This window comes from Staphylococcus sp. GDX8P80P (genome assembly GCF_017893095.1).
Lineage (GTDB): Bacteria > Bacillota > Bacilli > Staphylococcales > Staphylococcaceae > Staphylococcus > Staphylococcus borealis.
In genome coordinates this window covers 1-20,224 of sequence record NZ_JAESMI010000031.1, presented here as the reverse complement: position 1 = coordinate 20,224, position 20,224 = coordinate 1, and the positions used below count along the sequence as shown (strand labels likewise).

The window sequence follows — 20,224 nt, the reverse complement described above, 5'->3', positions numbered from 1 at the left end:
TATTATACTTATACAAGTAAAAAACAGGATCAAGAGAAAATGAAATTGAAAAATTAAAAGGTGTAGATGATGAACTATATAACTAATATGATTAATAAAAGAAAGTGCTGGCCGTAGTTACAATGAATAATAATTGTTTATAAAAAGATAGGACTAAAGCTGAAAAGTTTTAGTCCCATCTATGTACCTAATTACATTTCCTTGAATATAAAGTTGGCCAACCATATTCTAATTAACTATTAAATAAAGAAGTGATTGGTAAATTATCACGTCGCTTATTCAACGTATGTACTTCTGCAAATTCAGATTTAAGAGATTTCATGAGATATCCTTGCATTGCTTCAACGGTTTCGTTTTTTTGAATAAGCATGGCTTTAAAGCGTTTAAGAACATGAAGTATTTCTATTTCAACGTCTTCTAATAAGTAATATGTATCAATGGAATTGTTAAAGGATTTCTTGGCTTTTAATAATACAGATTTAATAAGTTTAATTTCATCTACAGAAAAATTACTTAAATAAGTTTGAATACTTTGCGGTAGTTCTTCCAATAATTGAAACTTTAAAGCTTCATCATTAAATTTTGAATAGTAGTGATTTGAATGGTTTGTGTGATTACTAGGATATGTTAATTTCTTATCATTCAAATCATACATATCATTACTCTCAGTCTTAATATAATCAGTATCATTATAATCAGTATCATTAGTGTATCTTTTTGATATATCATGATGTATCATTTTGATATTTCCTGATGTATCATTATCATATTTCTGGATGTATGAATTTGATACATCCGTAGAATACTGCTGTTCTACGTCATTTTCTTGTTGTGTAATACAATATACATCAGCTTTTGTTACTTCAGGTTTTTTTAGATATAGTTTATTTGGTTTATTTAATCCCACTCTGATTTGACTAAACAAATCAGCTTGAGTTAATTCTTTTTTTATTTTAGATAATTTGTTTGGGCTGCTAATATTTAGGATTTGTTTTAACTTTTCGTTAGTATATATAAAGAATATATCTCCGTTTTCATCTATCCAATTATTTTTTATAGATAGATCTAAACGATCTCTTAATATTGACCAAGTTATTTTTGCATCATTAGACAATTTAGTATATTTAGGATTTGTAAAAAATACTTTAGGCAATCGATAGAATTTTTCTTTTTGGATTTCTTTAATATTAAAATTAGACATACAAAAACCTCTTTCATATTCAAATTTTTAAAAGAGGTAATAAAAAGTCATAAGTAAGTATATATGTATTAGACTTGCGCTAATAATTCTTAATATATATAATATGAATACAACAACTATACAAAAAACAACTTTTTTATTACCATTGAGGCCTAACTATTCCCGTAGTTGGGCTTCTTTCTATTTATAATAACATTTTTCAAATCTTTGTTACATTTTTTATATATATTTAATGTATATATCTTGTAAGAATAATAAAAAGCTATATATTGTTTTTATATAGTGATATGGGATTTTATATAAAGAAAGCTATTGTAGCACGTATAAAAGGTATATAATAAGTATATAAAGATGATAAATCGTATTCGTATAATTATATGTATACCTTTTATGTATAAGTATAAAAGTATTGATGTATTAAGTATAATAACTATATAACGCATAATAAATACCGTATATAGTTATACGGAGGCTATTATATGAAAAGTATGAAGAAAATTGCTGACGAACTAAATGTGACAAAAATGACAGTTTATAATAATGCTAAAAAAGCAAATGTGAAATTTCAGAAAATTGATAACGTAAATTACTTATCTAGTGAAGATGAGATTGTAGTAGTAAATAGAATAAAAAAAAATCAAAAAAAGAGCATTGACGTTGAAAGCAAAATAAATGAAAAAAATTCTGAAAATAATGATCCTGTAAAAGATGAAACAATAAAACAGTTATATATTCAACTAGACATATATAAGAAACAGGCAAGTAGAGATAAAGAACAAATAAATACACTTAATAGGCTTCTAGAAAATCAGCAAGTCTTAGCATTAGAAAGCAATAAAAAAATTCAAAAACTAGAAAGCCAATTAGAAGAAGAAAGACAGCTTAATTATTCTTTTGATACAGCGACGAATAATAGACAAAATATTAATCCGCAAGAAGCAACTTTCACTGAAGAATCGCAAAATATCAACCAACAACAAACAAAGCGTCAACCAACAGAAGTAAATTACAAGGATATAGCCGAAGAGAAAAAGAATGACAGTACAGATGAATTAACAAAAGAGGATAAGTTCGTTGAAGAAACGAAGAGTGATCCTGATGATAATAGGGAGGTAGAACCATCTAAAAAGGGATTTTGGAGTCGATTCTTCGGTAATTAAAAATGAATGTAAAAGGTGTATCAAGGGGGTATAAATCTTTGATACACCTTTTATAGTGATGAAAGAAACTTCTGATAATCTTTGAATATGTTAACTAATTATTTAAAGTATGGTTATGATGAGTCATAATAGATTTCACAATTCTGTTCATTATTGAATAGGCTCATTTTATTTTTATCGTGAGTTTTACATAGAATATATTTTTTTGAGTTAACTGTTAGAAGATAATATACGCATTGTACATAAATTATATAATTGCTTATATGATACAATTATTTTATATTAATTATGGTTTTAGGAGGATATAAATGAAAAAAAAAGTATTATTAATAATTCCTGTAATAGTTACATATTATTTGATAAGATATAAAGGTTTAAAAGAAGCTAATTCCTATGATTCTATCGATATTGAATCTGAAGAAGATTTATTAGAAAAAATGGGATTAATTAAAGATATTGAAGGTAATATTCACGAAATAGAAAAATAAAAACAAGCATAAATCATTTTTAAAAATGATTTATGCTTGTTTTTATTTTATTTTATTTAATAGAATAATTATATACTATTTAAAAAATTTGTGAACAATACTTTGAGCAGCTGTTCCATTTTCATATGAACAAAACTTATCATAAAATTTTTCATACTTCATTTGATATTGTTGCTGAATTTGTTCAATATTTTTAATAGATTTTATTAATGAGTCATTTGTTTTTATAAGAGGTCCAGGGGCCTCATTTTCAAAATCAAAGTAAAATCCGCGTAAACTATCTCTATAGTGTTCTAAATCATAAGTAAAGAATAGCAAGGGTTTTTTTGTATTAGCGAAATCAAACATTACAGAAGAATAATCAGTGATACAAATATCAGTTATTAAGAATAAATCACTGATATCATTATATCTATTGCCGTTAATCACAAAATTATCTAAAGAACTATCTAACTGTAAAGCGTTACTAATAATAATATGTGGTCTTAGAATTAAAATATAGTCTTTGCTTAGTTGTTCTTTCATTTTTTGCAAATCAATTTGTAAGTTAATGATATGTTTTTTAGCTTTATTAACTTCATCATCACGAAAAGTTGGTGCATATAGAATAATTTTACGTTCATCTTGAATACCTAAACGTTGTTTGATTTTTTCTTTTTTATTATTAATATATGCTATATCCTCATTATAAAATATATCATTTCGTGGATAGCCAACTTCTAATATTTCTTTGTGGAATTCAAAGGCTGATCTGAAACAACTAGATGCGTATGGACTTGGTGAAACCAGATAATCCCAATATTTAATTGCATTGTTGACACGGTTTTTATAGTTAGCATCTCTACCCTCAAAACTTTCAACATCATTTAACATTTTCTTAAGTGGAGTGCCATGCCATGTCTGGATATATATTGTATCTTTAGGTTTTGTAATATAATGTGGAAAGTTCTGGTTATTTACCCAATATTTTGCACGGGATAAATAATGATAATATTCCGGTGATAAACGTTTTACTGTGATAACATTAGGATCATTAAATGGAAATTGTTGATTACTTACCCAAACAATTTGGTAAGCATCACTATATTCTTTTAATTTATCGTAAATAACTTTCGGACTATCGCTCACAGATTTACCTACGTTACTTTCAAACACAACCAAGTCCTTTTTAACTGGAACTACTTTGGAAATGGCTGAGTTATATTTATCCATAACGTTAAAGTATTTCTTACTTTTCCTAAAGCGTTTGAATAAATGTTGAGACAAAATATCATATTTGAATTTACTCTTTAATCGATTAGTTGTTTTGTAATTTTGAGCAACTTCAAATATCCTTTGACTGTTGTATTGATCACGATATTTTATGAACTGATTTGCTTTCATTTCAACATTTTTATCGATTTGATAATTATTCATAATCATCTTTTTTAGTTGTTTTTCTAAATCTTGTTGATTATTAACTATCGTACCAGGCAATTCATTTTCTATATCAAGATGTGAAGGTTGCTTACCTAAAAATTTATCTTTATCAAATTGATAATAAAGGACCGGTTTATTTAAAAAGCTAAAATCAAAAGCAACACTTGAATAATCTGTTATCATTAATTTACTCTCTTGGATTAGTTTTTGAACATCGATGTCGCCCTGTTTAACGCTTGTAATATACGATGGAACGTTAAACAATTCAATGAAAGGTTGCATATTAGGATGTAGACAGAAAATAACTTCATTTCCGTTATCTACGATATTTTTAATATTAGAGCTATTTAATAATTGATTTATTCTTTCTAGGTATTCTGAATCTTCTATCTGTTCCCAGTTGGTTAACCAATCTCTCCATGTTGGTATGATTAAAATTTGATTTTTAGTTGTAACTTTTGGATTAAAAAGATTGTCAAAACGAGCTAAACCTGTCACAGCAACTTGGTCACTATCAAATTTCAAATCTCTAACAACAATCTGCTTTTCTCTCTCAGAGCTTGTAATAAAAAGGTCTACATTGAAATCTTTCAGTTGATTACCATTGATATTTGATAAATTTTTAGTCCCTAATACACCATGTTGTAAAAACACTCTAGTAGCTTTAATTTTTTTAGAATAAATTGCACTATTAGTAGGGAATATTAATTCTGGATGATGTGTTGTACATATATAATCGGCTTGTAACATAATATTGAAGTGTTCTGGGGATTTGTAATAAATGACATTACCAAAAGGAAGAACATTTTGGGCTTCGTTAGAATCTTCTTCAATAATATAATACACGGGTAATTCTGGATAATGTGTCCGCATATATTTAAAAAAATGAAAACCATTATCTTGAGCTTTATAAGATTTTTCCCCAACAACCCAAACTTTTTGATGATTTTTTTGGAACGGCAATTTCAAGTTAGGTTTTTTTAAATTTTCGATATAAGTTAGATAACTATCTATTGTATATCTATTAATTCTAAATGAAAGATTACGTCCTTTCATAGTTAAATAAGGGGTAATAGAGATTATTTCGCCCTCATAGTCAGTGATAATTTCTCCTTTAAGAAAACGTTCTGCAATTATCCTAGGGTTGCCTAACTTGACTTCGATAGGGACTTTTGATTCTTGAACCTCAATTTCTAAATAAATATCAATTACATCACCATTTTCAAATGGATATTTCATAAATTCAATGAGTTCTTGGTAAGCATCTAATGAAAAATTTACGTAAGTTAATCTTTTAGTTTTTTTAATAATATTAATAGGTAAATCAATCATTCTTTTTCTTTTTGTAAAACGTGTTCCTATAACAAGATAAGCATTTTGTAAGGTCGCATTAACAAGCGAAAATTGCCCTTCAATTTTTGCTTCAGAGTTGTTGAATTTAAATGAATCGATATGTCTTCTAGAAAAATAAACTTTTGAAGGAGTATATTCAGCCATTGAAAGATGTAAAAACCCATTTTTTGTAATGTAAGGATGGATTGTATATTCATCATCTATTACTTCTGATAAATTACTTACAGTAGTTTGCGCGTTATTAACTTTTAAGTTTTTTTGAGTGGTTAAAAGAATATCTGATTCTTCAACAACTAAATATATTTTATTCGTTTCATAATGTTTAAAGACGTTTATTACTTCATTTAAATCAATTTTAAAGTTAAAGTCATCGTCTATTGGTTCATAGTAAATAGAATTAACTTCATTTTTTAAATACAATTTGTTAATTTGTTTGTTTGTTTTATTAAAAGAAATATAAAGATTAGATCCTTCTTGTATTATGTTTGTCAATGTACTGACCTCCATGAAAATTGTATAAATATTACGCATATAATATAATTAACTATAATACATAAGCTGTTGCCTTGAAAAGTTATAGCAAAAAAACTTTTATAGAAAAGAGGTACAAAATTGAAAAAACTATATTTATTAATTAATTCTTTAGATATTGGTAGAGGAGGGCTCACTAAAGCACATTTACAACAAGCGAGCATGTTAAGCGATTTGGGGTATGATACAAATATACTGACATTTAATTATAATGGAGATTATCCAAAAATTATAAAAGAAATCTATAACATTTACAATCTTAATAGAAAAGTAAAAATTATTAATATGTATGATTATTATAGAAACGAAAAAAGTACTATAAAATATAATAATACATATGCAAGTTTAATCGATAATAATACAATTGTCGAAAAACTAAACAATAACGCAATTAGGTTATATGAAAATGGATTATATAAAAAATACGTTACATTTCGAGAAGATAAATCAATAAGAGGTATAGATTATTTTAGTGATTCTCGGTATCGTTTAAAATCCGAATTTTATACATACGAAGGATATGTTGGAAAAGTATCATATATGGATTATAATTTTAATAAACCAAGACAAATGATATTTTATAATAGTTTAGGTAACTGTTATATGAGTAAATGGGTCAATCCTGAAAATGGACGAGCTACTAGAATTAACCTAGTGCAAAATAATGAAATAACTCACTCATTTAAAAATGATAATCAATTAAAAACACATTTTATAGAACAAATTATTAAAAATGATACCAATCCTATTATAATTTCTGACGCAAGAAATACTGATAATATTATGATTGATGTAAAAAATAAAAACGTTAGTAAGAATGTAAGATTGCATAGTAACCATTTAAGCTCAAATGGTGAAATAGCTAAAACTGTAATGCCCTCTTTAGAAAATCTTAAAAGTATAAATTCTTTAATAGTATTAACAAGCCAACAAAAAGAGGATATTGTAAATAATTATGGTTATTCAGAAAAAGTAAAAGTTATTCCACACGGTATACAGACTTTACCTTCAAAAGAGATTAATAATATCATTAGAAAAAACAAAGCTGTGGTTATTTCTAGGTTAGTTAAATTAAAACAAATTGATCATATAATTAAAGCAATAAACCTAATTAAAAATGATGATCCTGGATTTATATTGGAAATTTATGGAAATGGAGATGAATTAGAAAATTTAAAATCCTTAGTCAAAAAAAATAAACTGGAAAACAACATTATATTTAAAGGTTATACTAATAATCCATTAGAAATATATAATGAATCATTGTTTTCTATAACCACCTCTAAAACTGAAGGATTTTCATTAGGTATTTTGGAAAGTATGGCTGTCGGAACTCCTGTAATTTCTTACGATTTTAACTATGGCCCACAAGAAATAATTGATAATAATAAAAATGGCTTAATTATTAGCAAAGACAATATAAAGGAATTAGCTGAAAAAATATCATATCTAAAAAATAATGAAAAAGTCCTAAAAGTTATGAGTAAAAAAAGTATAGAAAAAATTGAAGAGAAGTTTTCAAAACAAAGTGTTAAAAATAAATGGTTTGAATTCATTGAAAATAATAATATAATAAATCAAAATAATTTATAAATATACGTAATCACCTTAATTTTGACTTAAATGAGTAGTTAGAATACTTTTTTCTAAAATATTATATTTTGAAATTTCGAAGAAAACGCTTGTTTTTGAGATACTGTTTGAATTTGGAATGTTTAATACACATACAAAAATGTATGTGTATTAATTTTTACTTATTGAGAAAAGAGAGAATCTTTAATCTCTCTTTTTTTGTTTCATTGTTAAAATCTCATAATAGAAGATTAATATGTGTTTTAGAATGCTGTGAGAAACTCTCAGTTGCATTGAAACAAAGTTTATTAAACCAAATCATTGTCGTGTTTAATTCTATAAACAGTCTGCCTTGTTATATTCACTTCTTTCGCAATCTTACTGATAGCTGTGCCTTCCTTTAACATTTCTACAACTCTATGATAAATAATACGTTTTTGAGGATCTTTAGCATTCGCTGAATAAAGTAACGGACGCCCTTTATATACACCTTTTTCTTTCGCAACTTTAATACCTTGTGCTTGTCTACGTTTACTTTCATTTCGTTCTTGTTCTGAAACCATTGCTAATATTTGAATGATTAGGTCTTTCATAAATTTATCTAATAATGGATTGCCGATTACTTCATTCATCATAGGTAAGCTAGTAATCATCAATTGAACTTCTTTGTCTTTTAAATAATTAACAGTATGAATCACTTCATCGTAATTACGACCTAAACGATCAATCGATTCCACGACAAACCGATCCCCCATTCTCACAAAGTTAAGTGCTTCTTGAAGTACCGGTCTATTTTCAATAGATTTCCCAGACTGTTTTTCTGTGAAAACTTTTTCAACACCAAACATTTTTAAATTTTCTAGTTGTCTTTCTAAATTTTGATCTATAGAAGATACTCTCGCGTAGCCAACAATCATTGATTTTCACCTCATAATTAATATACACCCTAATCATACGTTTTAGTTGCGTGTCACTTTATTCGATATATGAGAATGACTTTACCTAATAAATGAGAAAAGCAACGCACTATATTAAAATGCGTTGCTTTTTCTATTATCGAATACCTATAACTAAACTATCTCTAGCTGTTTCTACAACTTCTGTACTTATTTTATCTAAACCATTTATATCCATAATTCTGTCTATCTGCGCAAATAAACGATGAATCAGCCTAAAATTCCCTTTTGTGATTTTAATAATCGTCGTTATTGCTTCATAATCAGTAAAGTCTTCGAGTTTTAAATCAAATCCTAAATCTTGCCACTTATATTCTAATATATGATGCGTCTCATCTTTACTTAGATTATCAAATTCATGCGCAAAACCTATGCGCGAATATAGTTGAGGATAACGAGATAGTTTTTTCTCTATGCCCGGCATACCAATAAATATCATTGCTAAATTATGTTCATCATAAATAGCTCTTAATTGCTCTAAATGTTGCACTTTAAGGCGATCAATCTCATCTACTATAATTAAATCAATATATTTAAACATATCACTATAATGTTTACTATGTTCATGTCCATACTTATTTACAACATGTAATTTTTGACCCAAATCAATGCTTGCAGTAATACTATATAAATCATTCCTTAATTTAGTTTGTTTTTCTGCTGGTGCAGTATAAAATATTTTATCCACCGATAGTATGTCATCGGTCGTTTTACTAGCTAGATCTTCCCAACCTCTATGGTTAACTTGTTTTTCGATTGTATCCCAATTTGTATAATATCTTGAAGATAAAGTTTTCCCAACTCCAGGTTGACCATAACAGATACCAATATATTGATATTTAATGCAAGCGTCACAAAATTCAGCAAACCGTTTATACTCTTTCGTTTCAATAAAATTCTGATTTTTAGTCATTACGATACCTCTTTAATTTTTTGACGTTTTTAGTCGTTTCTTGAGGTGAATAACCACAATTTTTTTCTTCCTTAATTAATTCTGTGGTACTTGGACTAGCAATATTTTGTTTTAAGTGTTTTCTTCTCTGACTACGAGCGTGCTGTATGTCTTTTATATCTATGGAGTAATCAGCTATTTCTGGACATATAGCAGTACAAAGAAATTCATCTCTATAAAACACACGTATTTCAGCCATATCATTTGGGTTATAACGAATCAGTACATATTCACCTACATAAGCTGCTAGATTAGTATTACTGTATCGAAAACCTTGAAAATGAATGCCATCTGAATGAACTTTTCTAGATTTAGGTATTTCCAACAATAATAAATCAAGTTGTTCTAAGCTACTTGGCATATTAGGGAAAAAGTGATTACTATTCCAACGACTGATAGGCGTGGTATGAATAGCACTATGTTCTTTTTGATTATAATCTTCAATTAAAAAGTAACGTAGTTTTTCTTCAAAATTGTGAAAATCTATTAGATTACTAGGAGTATCATTATTGTTTATATATCCAGGCAGTTGTTCTAAGAAAGTTTGGTTAACTGTCTGAAAAAAGCGTTCTATTTTTCCACGACCACGAGGGACACCAACTTTTGAAAACATCAAATTTATTTTCAAGTCAATAGCGACTTGTTCCATGTGATTTGAGGTAAAGTCACTTCCGTGATCTGTATAGAATTTTTCGGGTATACCACACACTGGCCAGTTGGTATCATTCTTATTCCATATTGCTTGGTGTAGTGTTAATGCTGTGTTTTGAGCATTGGGGGCATCAAAACTTAAGAAATAGCCTGCAATTGCACGACTATAGTCATCCATAATTATAGTTAGCCACGGTCTATTGATATTACCTTTTTGGTCTAATATAAAGATATCTAGCAAAGTATGGTCTGCTTGCCATATTTCATTGGGTCTCGAGGATTCTCTAATTTGTATTAAATCGTACTTATTTTGATAGTATTTTTCACCTTGATGAGAGAAATCAATAACAGACTTAGGCATTGCTTTAATAACACTATAAATTTGTTTATAACTTGGTATATCAAAATTATTTTCTTTACAGTAATTAGTGATTTTCCTATGAATTGTGGCTATACTATTTCTTTTATTCATAAGCGCAAGGCGTTCAATTTCATCAATTATCTTTGGTTCTATTTTACGTGTTCCTTTATCAGCTCTTGTCGCATAGATTAGTCCTTTAAGTCCTTGTTCTTTATATGACTTATTCCACCTATAAAGGGTGCTTAACGCAATCCCTTTACTTTTAGAAATACTTGATAAAGATTGTTCGCCTAGGATAAAAGGTTTTATAATATTGTACTTTTGAGTAGCTTTTTTACGTTTGGCTTCAGAAAAATTAGTTAGATACTTCTCCTTGTTTTTCATCTTCCTTGTCCTCCAATTTATTGAGGTAACGATAAATTGTTGTACGTGAAACTTGCCATTGTTCTGCAATTGTTTTAATGGGGGTGCCATTATCATAAAGTGTTTTGAGTAAATTTAAGTCTTTTTTATTCAATTTTTCAGGTCTTCCACCATAACGTCCTCTGGCACGAGCTGCAATTCGTCCAGCTGAAGAACGTTCTAAAATTAAATTCCGTTCAAACTCTGCAAATGCTGCGAATAAATGAAATAATAATTGTCCTGTAGAACTTGATTTATCCATCGTTATATTTTCTTCTAAACTATGAAAACTCACGCCTCGTTCGTTAAGTTCATTCACTAATGTGATTAAATCCTCCATGTTACGTCCTAGTCTATCTAGTCTCCAAACAACAATGGTATCTCCTGACCTCGCAAATTCAATTGCTTTATCTAAACCAGGTCTTTTACTTTTTGAACCACTCATATGGTCATTAAATATTTTTTCACAACCATGTGTATTTAATCGATCTTCCTGTAAATTTAAATTTTGTAATCCAGTTGAAACTCTTGCATAACCTATTTTCAAAATACAAACCTCCTATATACATCTTCAGTGTACCATAACTTAATCACAAGGTCTTTTGTGAACATAGATTTTTTGTTGGGTTTTTGAACACATAATTCTATGTAATACATACTTATTTAGACATAAAAAGAGAGTGTACAGAAAATGGTTATTTTCTGTACACTCTTGTTATTTACATAAGACCCTTTAACATACCGTACCAATACATTTTAGGTAATAAATCTTTTTTAAAAATATACATACTTCTTCGTTCTTTGGCCTGGTTAAAAGGCAATGTTTCTTTTGGTTTTTTATTATAATCAAACTCGGCAAGTATTAATTTATTGTACCCGGTAACGATAGGGCACGAAGTATAACCATCATAATGATGCGTCAACATTTCATTATCCATTACTTGCAATAGGTTATTAACAACTATAGGCGCTTGTTTACGAATTGCTGCTCCTGTTTTGGAAGTAGGTGCATTTGAAGCATCACCAAGCCCAAATATGTTAGAGTAGCTTTTATGCTGTAATGTGGTTGGGTTAACATCTACCCAACCATCACTATCTGAAAGTGTACTTTCTTTAAGTACACCTAAGGGACCCATGGGTGGTGTTACATGTAACATTTCATAATCTATTGTCTTTCTATCGTCTGTTTTAATGTGTTCAAATGTAGCCTCTTTTTTGTCTCCGTCAATTTCAACAAGATTATAATTATAATTGACAATTATATCCCTTTCTTCAACAATTTTCTCTAATTCTTTATTATATTTGCCTACGTCAAATAAAGCATCTTTTGGCGTTTCGTATATCACATTAGCATTAGAACGGATATTATGTTTTCTAAAATAATCTTCAGCTAAATACATAATTTTCATAGGTGCGCCTCCACATTTGATAGGCGTATTAGGATGCGTGAAAATCGCGTTCCCTTGTTTAAATTTAGAAATTTGTCTCCAAGTTTCGCGAACATAGTTAGGTGAATAGTTAGAACAAACACCATTTTTACCTATATTCTCTTTTAATCCTTTAATAGAAGACCAATTAATCTGTAATCCAGGGGCTACCACTAAAAATTCGTAACTAACGACCGAATTATCTCCTAAAATAATGCTATTGTTTTCAGGTTGAAAGCTTGAAACAGCATTTTTTATCCATTGAACACCTTCAGGCATAACACTTTTCATATCTTTACGAGAACTTTTTAAACTCGATACCCCAGCACCAACCAAAGTCCATAACGGTTGATAATAATGATATTCAGCCGGGTCTATAATTGCTATTTTTCCTTTTAAGCTTTGATTTTTTCTTAATAGTCTTGATGCCACGGTAATACCTGCTGTACCGCCACCTACAATAACAATTTGATAATACTTACTCATTTTTCCACACCCTTAAATTATTTTAATGATTCTGGAAAATCTTGATAGCCTTCTCTAATATTCACGACATTTTCAAATCCTTTATTTTCTAAGATACCTACTGCGATTGAACTTCTAACACCTGACTGACAATGTACGTATATTTTATCCTCTTTATTAAATGGAATATTTTCATTTAATAATTTACCATGCGGAATATTGACTGCTTGATCTAAGTGCCCATTATTCCACTCTTCTTCATTACGTACGTCGAGTACATTTGCTTCTTCGCCAGTAATATCAGCGCTGTGGATGGATTGTGTTAGAATTTCTGATTTTGGTAAACGATAGCCTGCTATATTATCAAAACCAATTAATTGTAAAGTATGCGTTGCTTGTTCAACTGTAGATTTATCTCCGATTAAATCTACATCTTTTTCAAAATCTAAATACCAACCGATCTGGTTAATAAAGTTTTTGTTATAAGGAATATTGATTGTTCCTTGTGTATGTCCACCGTGAAAGGCTTCTTTGCTACGAAGATCAAATGCTATTCTTTCATTATCTAAACTAGGATAAACGTTGTATGGTTGATACATTTTCATACCAAACTGATTAATTTTTTTCATCTGTGCAAAGTGATGGGGTGGCGCTGGTTGATTTGATGTTAATGTTTCAACAAATTTAGATTCATCTGTTACATTAAATGCCCAGTTATTAATTTTTTCGTAACCTAGCGTAGACATTGGTATGGCACCTAATGCTTTACCACAAGGACTTCCAGCACCGTGTCCAGGCCATATTTGAATATAATCTGGTAAATTTTTAACACCTTCTATAGATTGGTACATCTGTTTTGCACCAATCTCTGTAGTACCTTCCATTTGTACTGATTTTTCTAGTAAATCAGGTCTACCGATATCACCAACAAAAATAAAGTCACCACTAAATAAACCCATTGGAACACTTGAGCCGCCACCTTCATCAGTGAGTAAGAAACTGATACTCTCAGGGGTATGACCAGGTGTATGCAAGACTTCTAATTTAATATTACCTACTTGAATAATATCTTGATTTTTAACAAAATTTGTATGTTCCGGCATATTTTTATAACTTAATTGATCATCACCTTCGCCAGATACATATATATTGGCGTTTAAACGTTTTGCCACATCCCGAATTCCAGAAGCAAAATCAGCGTGAATATGTGTTTCAGCAGCTTGTGTAATTTTAAAACCTTCGCTATCTGCAACTTCCATATATTTTGTTAAATCACGAACAGGATCAATTACTATTGCCTCTCCCGTACGTTGACAGCCAACTAAATAAGATGCTTGAGATAAATGATTATCGTAAAATTGTTTGAAAAACATATAAAGAACTCCTTATTTTGATAGATTTAATTAAATAAATAAATTATGACTCGCGTTTTCAGTATCACCTATATAAGTGCCTACACCGCCGTACTCAACTTCATCTCTTAATTCTTCTTTTGTAATACCCATGACATCCATGCTCATGGTACATGCGATTAATTTAATATCTTGAGCTATCGCTTGATTAATGAGTGATGGTAATGAATCAACGTTTTTCTTTTTCATTACGTATCGCATCATGATATTACCTAAACCGAACATATTCATTTTAGATAGTGGCATTTTCAAAGGTGTTTTTGGCAACATCAAATCAAACATTTTTGCGATACCTTTCTTTTTAACGTTAACTGTTTGCGCTTTTTTCAACGCGTTAAGTCCCCAAAAAGTAAAGAAGATAGTTACATCTCTTCCTGCAGCTCTAGCGCCATTTGCAATAATCATTGCTGCCACTGCTTTATCTAACTCTCCACTAAATAGTACAATTGTCGTACCTTTAGCAGTATGATTCACTTGTAAGTCTTTTGGTTTTTCTTTTTGAATGATAGCATTAATTCCATTATTACTTTCATCAAGTTTAACTAAAGTATGACCAGTTTGTTTGACCCAGCTTTTAATGTCGCTAAGGAATCCAGGATCTGTGACTGTAACTTCGATTTGCTCGCCTACTTCAATATTTTTCACTTCTTTACTGATGTTTACAATTGGACCTGGACATTGAAGACCACTATAGTTAAATTGTTTACGCTCTGCTTTAATTTCTACATTAGTATTTTCTTCGAATGTATTATCATCGTCGTATTTTGCTTCATATGCTTTATAGCCACCGTCTAAATTAACAATGTCGTAGCCTTGTTTAGCTAAATATTCGCTCGCTTTAGCACTTCTGGTACCACTTTTACAGTGTACAAAATAGGTTGTGTTTTTATCTTTATTGAACGATTCAATCTTATCTACAGGATGTAATATCGCACCATTTATATGTGCAAGCTCATATTCTTCTTGTGTTCTAACGTCAATCAGTTGACCTTGTGCACCCAATTTTTCTAATTCTTGTTTACTGAAATTATTGATATGATTTTCGTTATATTGTTTCATATTAACCTCCTAATAAATACCTATACGGGTATATTAACTAATTATTTATATTATGTCAAATACGGTAGGGGGTATTTGACATGTTTACTTTTATCGTTTATTATGACTTTATTCAATTAAAAGTGGAGGAAATAACTATGAATTATGATAAAAAAATGATTAATCGTATTAATAGAATACAAGGACAACTCAATGGCGTTATTAAAATGATGGAAGAAGAAAAAGATTGTAAAGATGTCATTACTCAAATCAGTGCATCAAAAAGTTCAATCCAACGTTTGATGGGAATTATCATTAGTGAAAATTTAATAGAATGTGTAAAAGCAGCAGAGGATAATGGTGAAAATTCTGAAGAATTGATTAATGAAGCCGTTAACTTATTGGTAAAAAGTAAATAATGGATATTTCAACTATTATTATGATGTTACTTATTGGGGTATTCGGAGGCTTTATTTCGGGTCTAGTAGGTATAGGTGGCGCCATCATTATTTATCCAGCTATTTTATTATTACCACCACTATTTGGCGCTCCTGCGTACAGTGCATACATGGCATCAGGACTTACTTCCAGTCAAGTCTTTTTCAGTACTTTAAGTGGGTCATTAAAAGCGCGAAAAAAACCAGAATTTTCGCCACTATTAGTGCTTTACATGGGTAGTGGCATGATTATAGGCAGCATGTTAGGTGGACTGTTAGCAAATTTATTTAATGCTACATTTGTAAATACGATATATATTATCATTGCTTTACTCGCATTAATTTTAATGTTTATTAACATAAAACCGAGTTTAGATCAATCTTCCTTTAACAAGCCATTATTAGTTATGGTGGGTCTTTTCGTTGGTATCATTTCAGGTATAGTTGGAGCAGGCGGCGCTTTTATTATCATTCCTATATTGCTAGTTTTATTCAAATTACCAATGAATACGGTAGTTGCTAATAGTATAGTAATTGCTTTTATATCTTCAATTGGCGCCTTTATCATTAAATTTATACAAGGTTACATTCCTTTAGAAGATGCGTTATTTTTAATAATAGGGAGTATTATTTTCGCTCCGTTAGGTTTAAAATTAGGTAAAAAGGTCCCTAGTTTTGTACAAAAGTGGATTATCAGTATTTTAATTATTATTGCAATTATTCAAATTGTTTTATAAATAAGAAAGAGAAGTACAACTAATATTAGTTGTACTTCTCTTTCTTATTTATAAAGTTAAAACATTCTCATATAGCAAGTAAAATAACACTGTACACTACAAAATAAAAAAGTCAAATGGTATATACCCCTATACCGTATATGTTATACTCAAATTGTCTTATTACTATCTTTAAAAATATAAAATTAGGAGGTTTAATTTTGTCGAATAACAAAAAACACCAAAATCATGAGCATCATAGTCATCAAGAACATGAAAATCACACTAGTCATGGTAATCATGAACATCACCATCATGGAAATTTTAAAAGTAAATTCTTTATTTCTTTGATTTTTGCGATACCGATTATTATTTTATCGCCCATGATGGGAGTTAAATTACCGTTTCAAATTTCATTTACAGGGTCAGATTGGATTGTATTAATTCTTGCTACAATTTTATTCTTTTACGGAGGAAAGCCATTTTTATCAGGGGCTAAAGATGAAATTTCAACTAAAAAACCTGGAATGATGACGCTTGTTGCTCTAGGTATTTCAGTAGCTTATATTTATAGTTTATACGCCTTTTATATGAATAACTTCAGTGGTTCATCCACACATACAATGGACTTTTTCTGGGAATTAGCGACTTTAATTTTAATCATGTTATTAGGTCATTGGATTGAAATGAACGCAGTAGGTAATGCAGGCAATGCACTGAAGAAAATGGCAGAACTTTTACCTAATACTGCAGTGAAGCTGATTGATAATAATCAACGAGAAGAAGTTAAAATATCAGATATTCATATTGACGATATTGTGGAAGTCAGAGCAGGCGAAAGTATACCCACAGACGGAATCATTGTTCAAGGAGAAACATCAATTGACGAATCATTAGTTACTGGCGAATCAAAAAAAGTTCATAAAACTCATAATGATGATGTTATTGGAGGTTCAATTAATGGTTCAGGTACAGTACAAGTTAAAGTGACTGCTACGGGTGAAAATGGCTACCTATCTCAAGTTATGGGTCTTGTTAACCAAGCTCAAAATGATAAGTCAAAAGCTGAACTCCTCTCTGATAAAGTCGCAGGTTATTTGTTTTACTTTGCAGTAAGTATTGGCCTGATTTCATTTATTGTATGGATGCTTATTCAAAACAACGTCGATTTCGCACTTGAACGGCTAGTAACCGTATTAGTCATTGCTTGTCCACATGCATTAGGCTTGGCAATACCTTTAGTTACAGCACGTTCTACCTCTATAGGCGCACATAATGGTTTAATCATTAAAAACAGAGAATCTGTAGAAATCGCACAACACATTGATTACATCATGATGGATAAAACTGGGACACTAACTGAAGGTAACTTTTCAGTGAATCACTATGAAAGTTTTACAGACGAGTTAAATAATGAAGAAATATTGAGTCTATTTGCTTCATTAGAAAGTAATTCTAATCATCCACTTGCCACTGGTATTGTTGATTTTGCTAAAGGCAAAAATATTTCATATGCTACTCCTCAAGAAGTTAATAATATTCCAGGTGTAGGCTTAGAAGGCACAGTTGATAATAAAAAACTCAAAATAGTGAATGTTTCTTATCTCGATAAAAGCAATTTTGATTATAATAAAGAACAATTTACGAATCTCGCTCAACAAGGGAATTCTATTAGTTATCTAATTCATGACCGACAAGTTATTGGTATTATCGCACAAGGCGATAAAATTAAAGAAAGTTCAAAACAAATGGTTTCGGATTTATTATCGAGAAACATTACGCCAGTCATGCTTACAGGCGATAATAAAGAAGTGGCACAAACAGTGGCTGAAGAATTAGGTATTAGTGATGTCCACGCGCAATTGATGCCCGAAGATAAAGAAAGTATTATCCAAGATTATCAAAGCAATGGTAGCAAAATCATGATGGTTGGTGATGGTATCAATGATGCGCCAAGCCTTATTAGAGCAGATATTGGTATGGCAATTGGCGCAGGGACAGATGTAGCTGTTGAATCGGGGGATGTCATACTCGTTAAAAGTAATCCTTCTGATATTATCAATTTTTTGTCCCTTTCAAAAAATACGATGAAAAAAATGGTTCAAAATTTATGGTGGGGCGCAGGATATAACGTGATTGCAGTTCCTCTTGCAGCTGGTATATTAGCTTCTATTGGTTTAATATTATCACCTGCTGTGGGTGCAATACTTATGTCTTTAAGTACGATCATCGTAGCAATTAATGCATTTACATTAAAATTAAAATAAAAGAGGTAAATATAATGTATAAAAAAATGTTCACAATTTTAATTACGTTATTTTCTATAATGTTTATGGTTCCTAATGATACTTTTGCAGAAGGTAAGCACAACATGATGGACATGAAAGAAAATGATCAAAAGCGAAATGATATGATGGATATGAAAAGTCATGACGAAAGAAAAAATTTGAATTCTTCACAAGGAAAAAATGAAATAACATTTCCCAAAGTTTTAGATCCTAAAAAAGATAACAATGGTTATAAAAGTTATACATTAAAAGCGCAGAAAGGAAAGACAGAATTTTACAAAGGTAATTTCTCTAACACTTTAGGATACAATGGAAATTTACTTGGGCCAACTTTAAAATTAAAAAAAGGAGATAAGGTTAAAATTAAGTTAGTCAACAACTTAGATGAAAATACAACATTTCATTGGCATGGGTTAGAAATAGATGGAAAAGTGGATGGAGGCCCTTCTCAAGTTATAAAACCAGGAAAAGAAAAAACAATAAAATTTGAGGTTAAACAAGAGGCTGCTACATTATGGTATCATCCCCACCCCTCCCCAAATACAGCTAAACAAGTTTATAATGGTTTATCAGGGTTATTATATATAGAGGATGACAAAAAGAATAATTATCCTAGCAATTATGGGAAAAATGATTTGCCTATAATAATCCAAGATAAAACATTTGTATCTAAAAAATTAAATTATACAAAAACGAAAGATGAAGATGGTACTCAAGGTGATACAGTCCTTGTGAATGGGAAAGTAGATCCTAAATTAACAACAAAAGAAGGAAAAATACGTTTGAGACTTTTAAATGGCTCCAATGCTCGGGATTTAAATCTTAAGCTAAGTAATAATCAAAGTTTTGAATATATTGCTTCAGAAGGCGGCCATTTAGAAAAGACTAAAAAGTTAAAAGAAATTAATTTAGCTCCTTCAGCAAGAAAAGAAATAGTAATAGATTTATCTAAAATGAAAGAAGAAAAAGTCAATCTTGTTGATAATGATGAAACAGTAATTTTACCAATTATTAACAAAGAAAAAAGTACTAACAAAGACACTACTCCAAAAGTAGATAAAAAAATCAAATTAGAAGGTATGGACGATAATGTTACTATTAATGGCAAAAAATTCGATCCTAACAGAATAGATTTCACACAAAAGGTAAACCAGAAAGAAACTTGGGAAATTGAAAACGTCAAAGATAAAATGGGTGGTATGAAGCACCCGTTCCATATCCACGGAACGCAATTTAAAGTTTTATCAGTGGATGGGAAGAAACCTTCAGAAGATATGAGAGGCAAAAAAGACGTTATATCTCTGGAACCTGGACAAAAAGCCAAAATAGAAGTGGTTTTTAAAAATACTGGGACATACATGTTCCATTGTCACATACTTGAGCATGAAGATAATG

The 20,224-nt window shown here is 29.8% G+C and carries 16 protein-coding genes; 7 read left to right on the top strand and 9 right to left on the bottom strand.

The window, feature by feature from the left end:
- Nucleotides 1-232: 232 nt before the first annotated feature.
- Nucleotides 233-1,201, bottom strand: a complete 969-nt coding sequence (locus tag KA858_RS04345; RefSeq protein WP_210135108.1) for a replication initiator protein A — start codon at nucleotides 1,199-1,201, stop codon at nucleotides 233-235.
- 479 nt (nucleotides 1,202-1,680) lie between these two features.
- On the opposite strand from KA858_RS04345, the gene KA858_RS04340 reads away from it, so the two are divergent.
- Nucleotides 1,681-2,361 carry a DUF536 domain-containing protein gene (locus tag KA858_RS04340; RefSeq protein WP_210135107.1) on the top strand — a complete coding sequence of 227 codons (681 nt, stop codon included), beginning with the start codon at nucleotides 1,681-1,683 and terminating at the stop codon, nucleotides 2,359-2,361.
- A gap of 308 nt (nucleotides 2,362-2,669) precedes the next feature.
- Nucleotides 2,670-2,849 (top strand): hypothetical protein, encoded by a 180-nt coding sequence (locus KA858_RS04335; RefSeq protein WP_204185412.1) that lies wholly within the window; start codon nucleotides 2,670-2,672, stop codon nucleotides 2,847-2,849.
- 75 nt (nucleotides 2,850-2,924) lie between these two features.
- Here the strand turns inward: KA858_RS04335 and KA858_RS04330 are convergent, their stop codons facing one another.
- Nucleotides 2,925-6,113 (bottom strand): CDP-glycerol glycerophosphotransferase family protein, encoded by a 3,189-nt coding sequence (locus KA858_RS04330; RefSeq protein WP_210130300.1) that lies wholly within the window; start codon nucleotides 6,111-6,113, stop codon nucleotides 2,925-2,927.
- A 120-nt stretch (nucleotides 6,114-6,233) separates the two neighbouring features.
- Between KA858_RS04330 and KA858_RS04325 the strand changes: the two genes are divergently transcribed.
- On the top strand, nucleotides 6,234-7,745 hold the full coding sequence (locus KA858_RS04325; protein ID WP_037577273.1) for a glycosyltransferase: 1,512 nt from the start codon (nucleotides 6,234-6,236) through the stop codon (nucleotides 7,743-7,745).
- 287 nt (nucleotides 7,746-8,032) lie between these two features.
- Here the strand turns inward: KA858_RS04325 and KA858_RS04320 are convergent, their stop codons facing one another.
- The 7 genes from KA858_RS04320 to cstA all read right to left on the bottom strand — a co-directional run bounded on the left by KA858_RS04320 (nucleotide 8,033) and on the right by cstA (nucleotide 15,409).
- Nucleotides 8,033-8,641 carry a recombinase family protein gene (locus KA858_RS04320; protein WP_037577271.1) on the bottom strand — a complete coding sequence of 203 codons (609 nt, stop codon included), beginning with the start codon at nucleotides 8,639-8,641 and terminating at the stop codon, nucleotides 8,033-8,035.
- A 136-nt stretch (nucleotides 8,642-8,777) separates the two neighbouring features.
- Nucleotides 8,778-9,593 (bottom strand): AAA family ATPase, encoded by an 816-nt coding sequence (locus tag KA858_RS04315; RefSeq protein ID WP_000164962.1) that lies wholly within the window; start codon nucleotides 9,591-9,593, stop codon nucleotides 8,778-8,780.
- Nucleotides 9,586-11,028, bottom strand: coding sequence for a Mu transposase C-terminal domain-containing protein (locus tag KA858_RS04310; protein ID WP_000790716.1), 1,443 nt, complete (start codon nucleotides 11,026-11,028; stop codon nucleotides 9,586-9,588). Before KA858_RS04310 ends, KA858_RS04315 begins: the two co-directional genes overlap by 8 nt.
- Nucleotides 11,000-11,593 (bottom strand): recombinase family protein, encoded by a 594-nt coding sequence (locus tag KA858_RS04305; protein WP_000690635.1) that lies wholly within the window; start codon nucleotides 11,591-11,593, stop codon nucleotides 11,000-11,002. Before KA858_RS04305 ends, KA858_RS04310 begins: the two co-directional genes overlap by 29 nt.
- Before the next feature lie 172 nt (nucleotides 11,594-11,765).
- The gene (gene sqr / locus KA858_RS04300) at nucleotides 11,766-12,959 is read right to left on the bottom strand and encodes a type II sulfide:quinone oxidoreductase Sqr (RefSeq protein WP_069996590.1); all 1,194 of its coding nucleotides are present in this window, start codon (nucleotides 12,957-12,959) and stop codon (nucleotides 11,766-11,768) included.
- A gap of 17 nt (nucleotides 12,960-12,976) precedes the next feature.
- Complete coding sequence (gene cstB / locus KA858_RS04295) at nucleotides 12,977-14,311, bottom strand: persulfide dioxygenase-sulfurtransferase CstB (RefSeq protein WP_210135106.1); 1,335 nt, start codon at nucleotides 14,309-14,311, stop codon at nucleotides 12,977-12,979.
- A gap of 30 nt (nucleotides 14,312-14,341) precedes the next feature.
- Nucleotides 14,342-15,409, bottom strand: coding sequence for a DsrE/DsrF/DrsH-like family protein (gene cstA, locus KA858_RS04290; RefSeq protein WP_210130292.1), 1,068 nt, complete (start codon nucleotides 15,407-15,409; stop codon nucleotides 14,342-14,344).
- A gap of 137 nt (nucleotides 15,410-15,546) precedes the next feature.
- Here cstA and cstR point away from each other — a divergent pair, with 137 nt between their 5' ends.
- The 4 genes from cstR to mco form a co-directional block, all read left to right on the top strand.
- Complete coding sequence (gene cstR / locus KA858_RS04285) at nucleotides 15,547-15,807, top strand: persulfide-sensing transcriptional repressor CstR (protein WP_002510747.1); 261 nt, start codon at nucleotides 15,547-15,549, stop codon at nucleotides 15,805-15,807.
- Nucleotides 15,807-16,562 carry a sulfite exporter TauE/SafE family protein gene (locus KA858_RS04280; protein ID WP_210135105.1) on the top strand — a complete coding sequence of 252 codons (756 nt, stop codon included), beginning with the start codon at nucleotides 15,807-15,809 and terminating at the stop codon, nucleotides 16,560-16,562. The genes cstR and KA858_RS04280 overlap by 1 nt, the downstream gene beginning before the upstream one ends.
- Nucleotides 16,563-16,762: 200 nt before the next feature.
- Nucleotides 16,763-18,808 (top strand): copper-translocating P-type ATPase CopB, encoded by a 2,046-nt coding sequence (copB, locus tag KA858_RS04275; RefSeq protein WP_095256753.1) that lies wholly within the window; start codon nucleotides 16,763-16,765, stop codon nucleotides 18,806-18,808.
- 14 nt (nucleotides 18,809-18,822) lie between these two features.
- Nucleotides 18,823-20,224 (top strand): multi-copper oxidase Mco (gene mco, locus KA858_RS04270; RefSeq protein WP_210135104.1); only part of this gene is annotated, 1,402 nt, incomplete at its 3' end.

Excerpts from the sequence above, each read along its gene's own strand:
- KA858_RS04345 (WP_210135108.1), bottom strand. The coding sequence starts at position 1,201 with ATGTCTAATTTTAATATTAAAGAAATCCAAAAAGAAAAATTCTATCGA.
- KA858_RS04340 (WP_210135107.1), top strand. The coding sequence starts at position 1,681 with ATGAAAAGTATGAAGAAAATTGCTGACGAACTAAATGTGACAAAAATG.
- KA858_RS04335 (WP_204185412.1), top strand. The coding sequence starts at position 2,670 with ATGAAAAAAAAAGTATTATTAATAATTCCTGTAATAGTTACATATTAT.
- KA858_RS04320 (WP_037577271.1), bottom strand. The coding sequence starts at position 8,641 with ATGATTGTTGGCTACGCGAGAGTATCTTCTATAGATCAAAATTTAGAA.
- KA858_RS04315 (WP_000164962.1), bottom strand. The coding sequence starts at position 9,593 with ATGACTAAAAATCAGAATTTTATTGAAACGAAAGAGTATAAACGGTTT.
- KA858_RS04310 (WP_000790716.1), bottom strand. The coding sequence starts at position 11,028 with ATGAAAAACAAGGAGAAGTATCTAACTAATTTTTCTGAAGCCAAACGT.
- sqr (WP_069996590.1), bottom strand. The coding sequence starts at position 12,959 with ATGAGTAAGTATTATCAAATTGTTATTGTAGGTGGCGGTACAGCAGGT.
- cstB (WP_210135106.1), bottom strand. The coding sequence starts at position 14,311 with ATGTTTTTCAAACAATTTTACGATAATCATTTATCTCAAGCATCTTAT.
- cstA (WP_210130292.1), bottom strand. The coding sequence starts at position 15,409 with ATGAAACAATATAACGAAAATCATATCAATAATTTCAGTAAACAAGAA.
- cstR (WP_002510747.1), top strand. The coding sequence starts at position 15,547 with ATGAATTATGATAAAAAAATGATTAATCGTATTAATAGAATACAAGGA.
- KA858_RS04280 (WP_210135105.1), top strand. The coding sequence starts at position 15,807 with ATGGATATTTCAACTATTATTATGATGTTACTTATTGGGGTATTCGGA.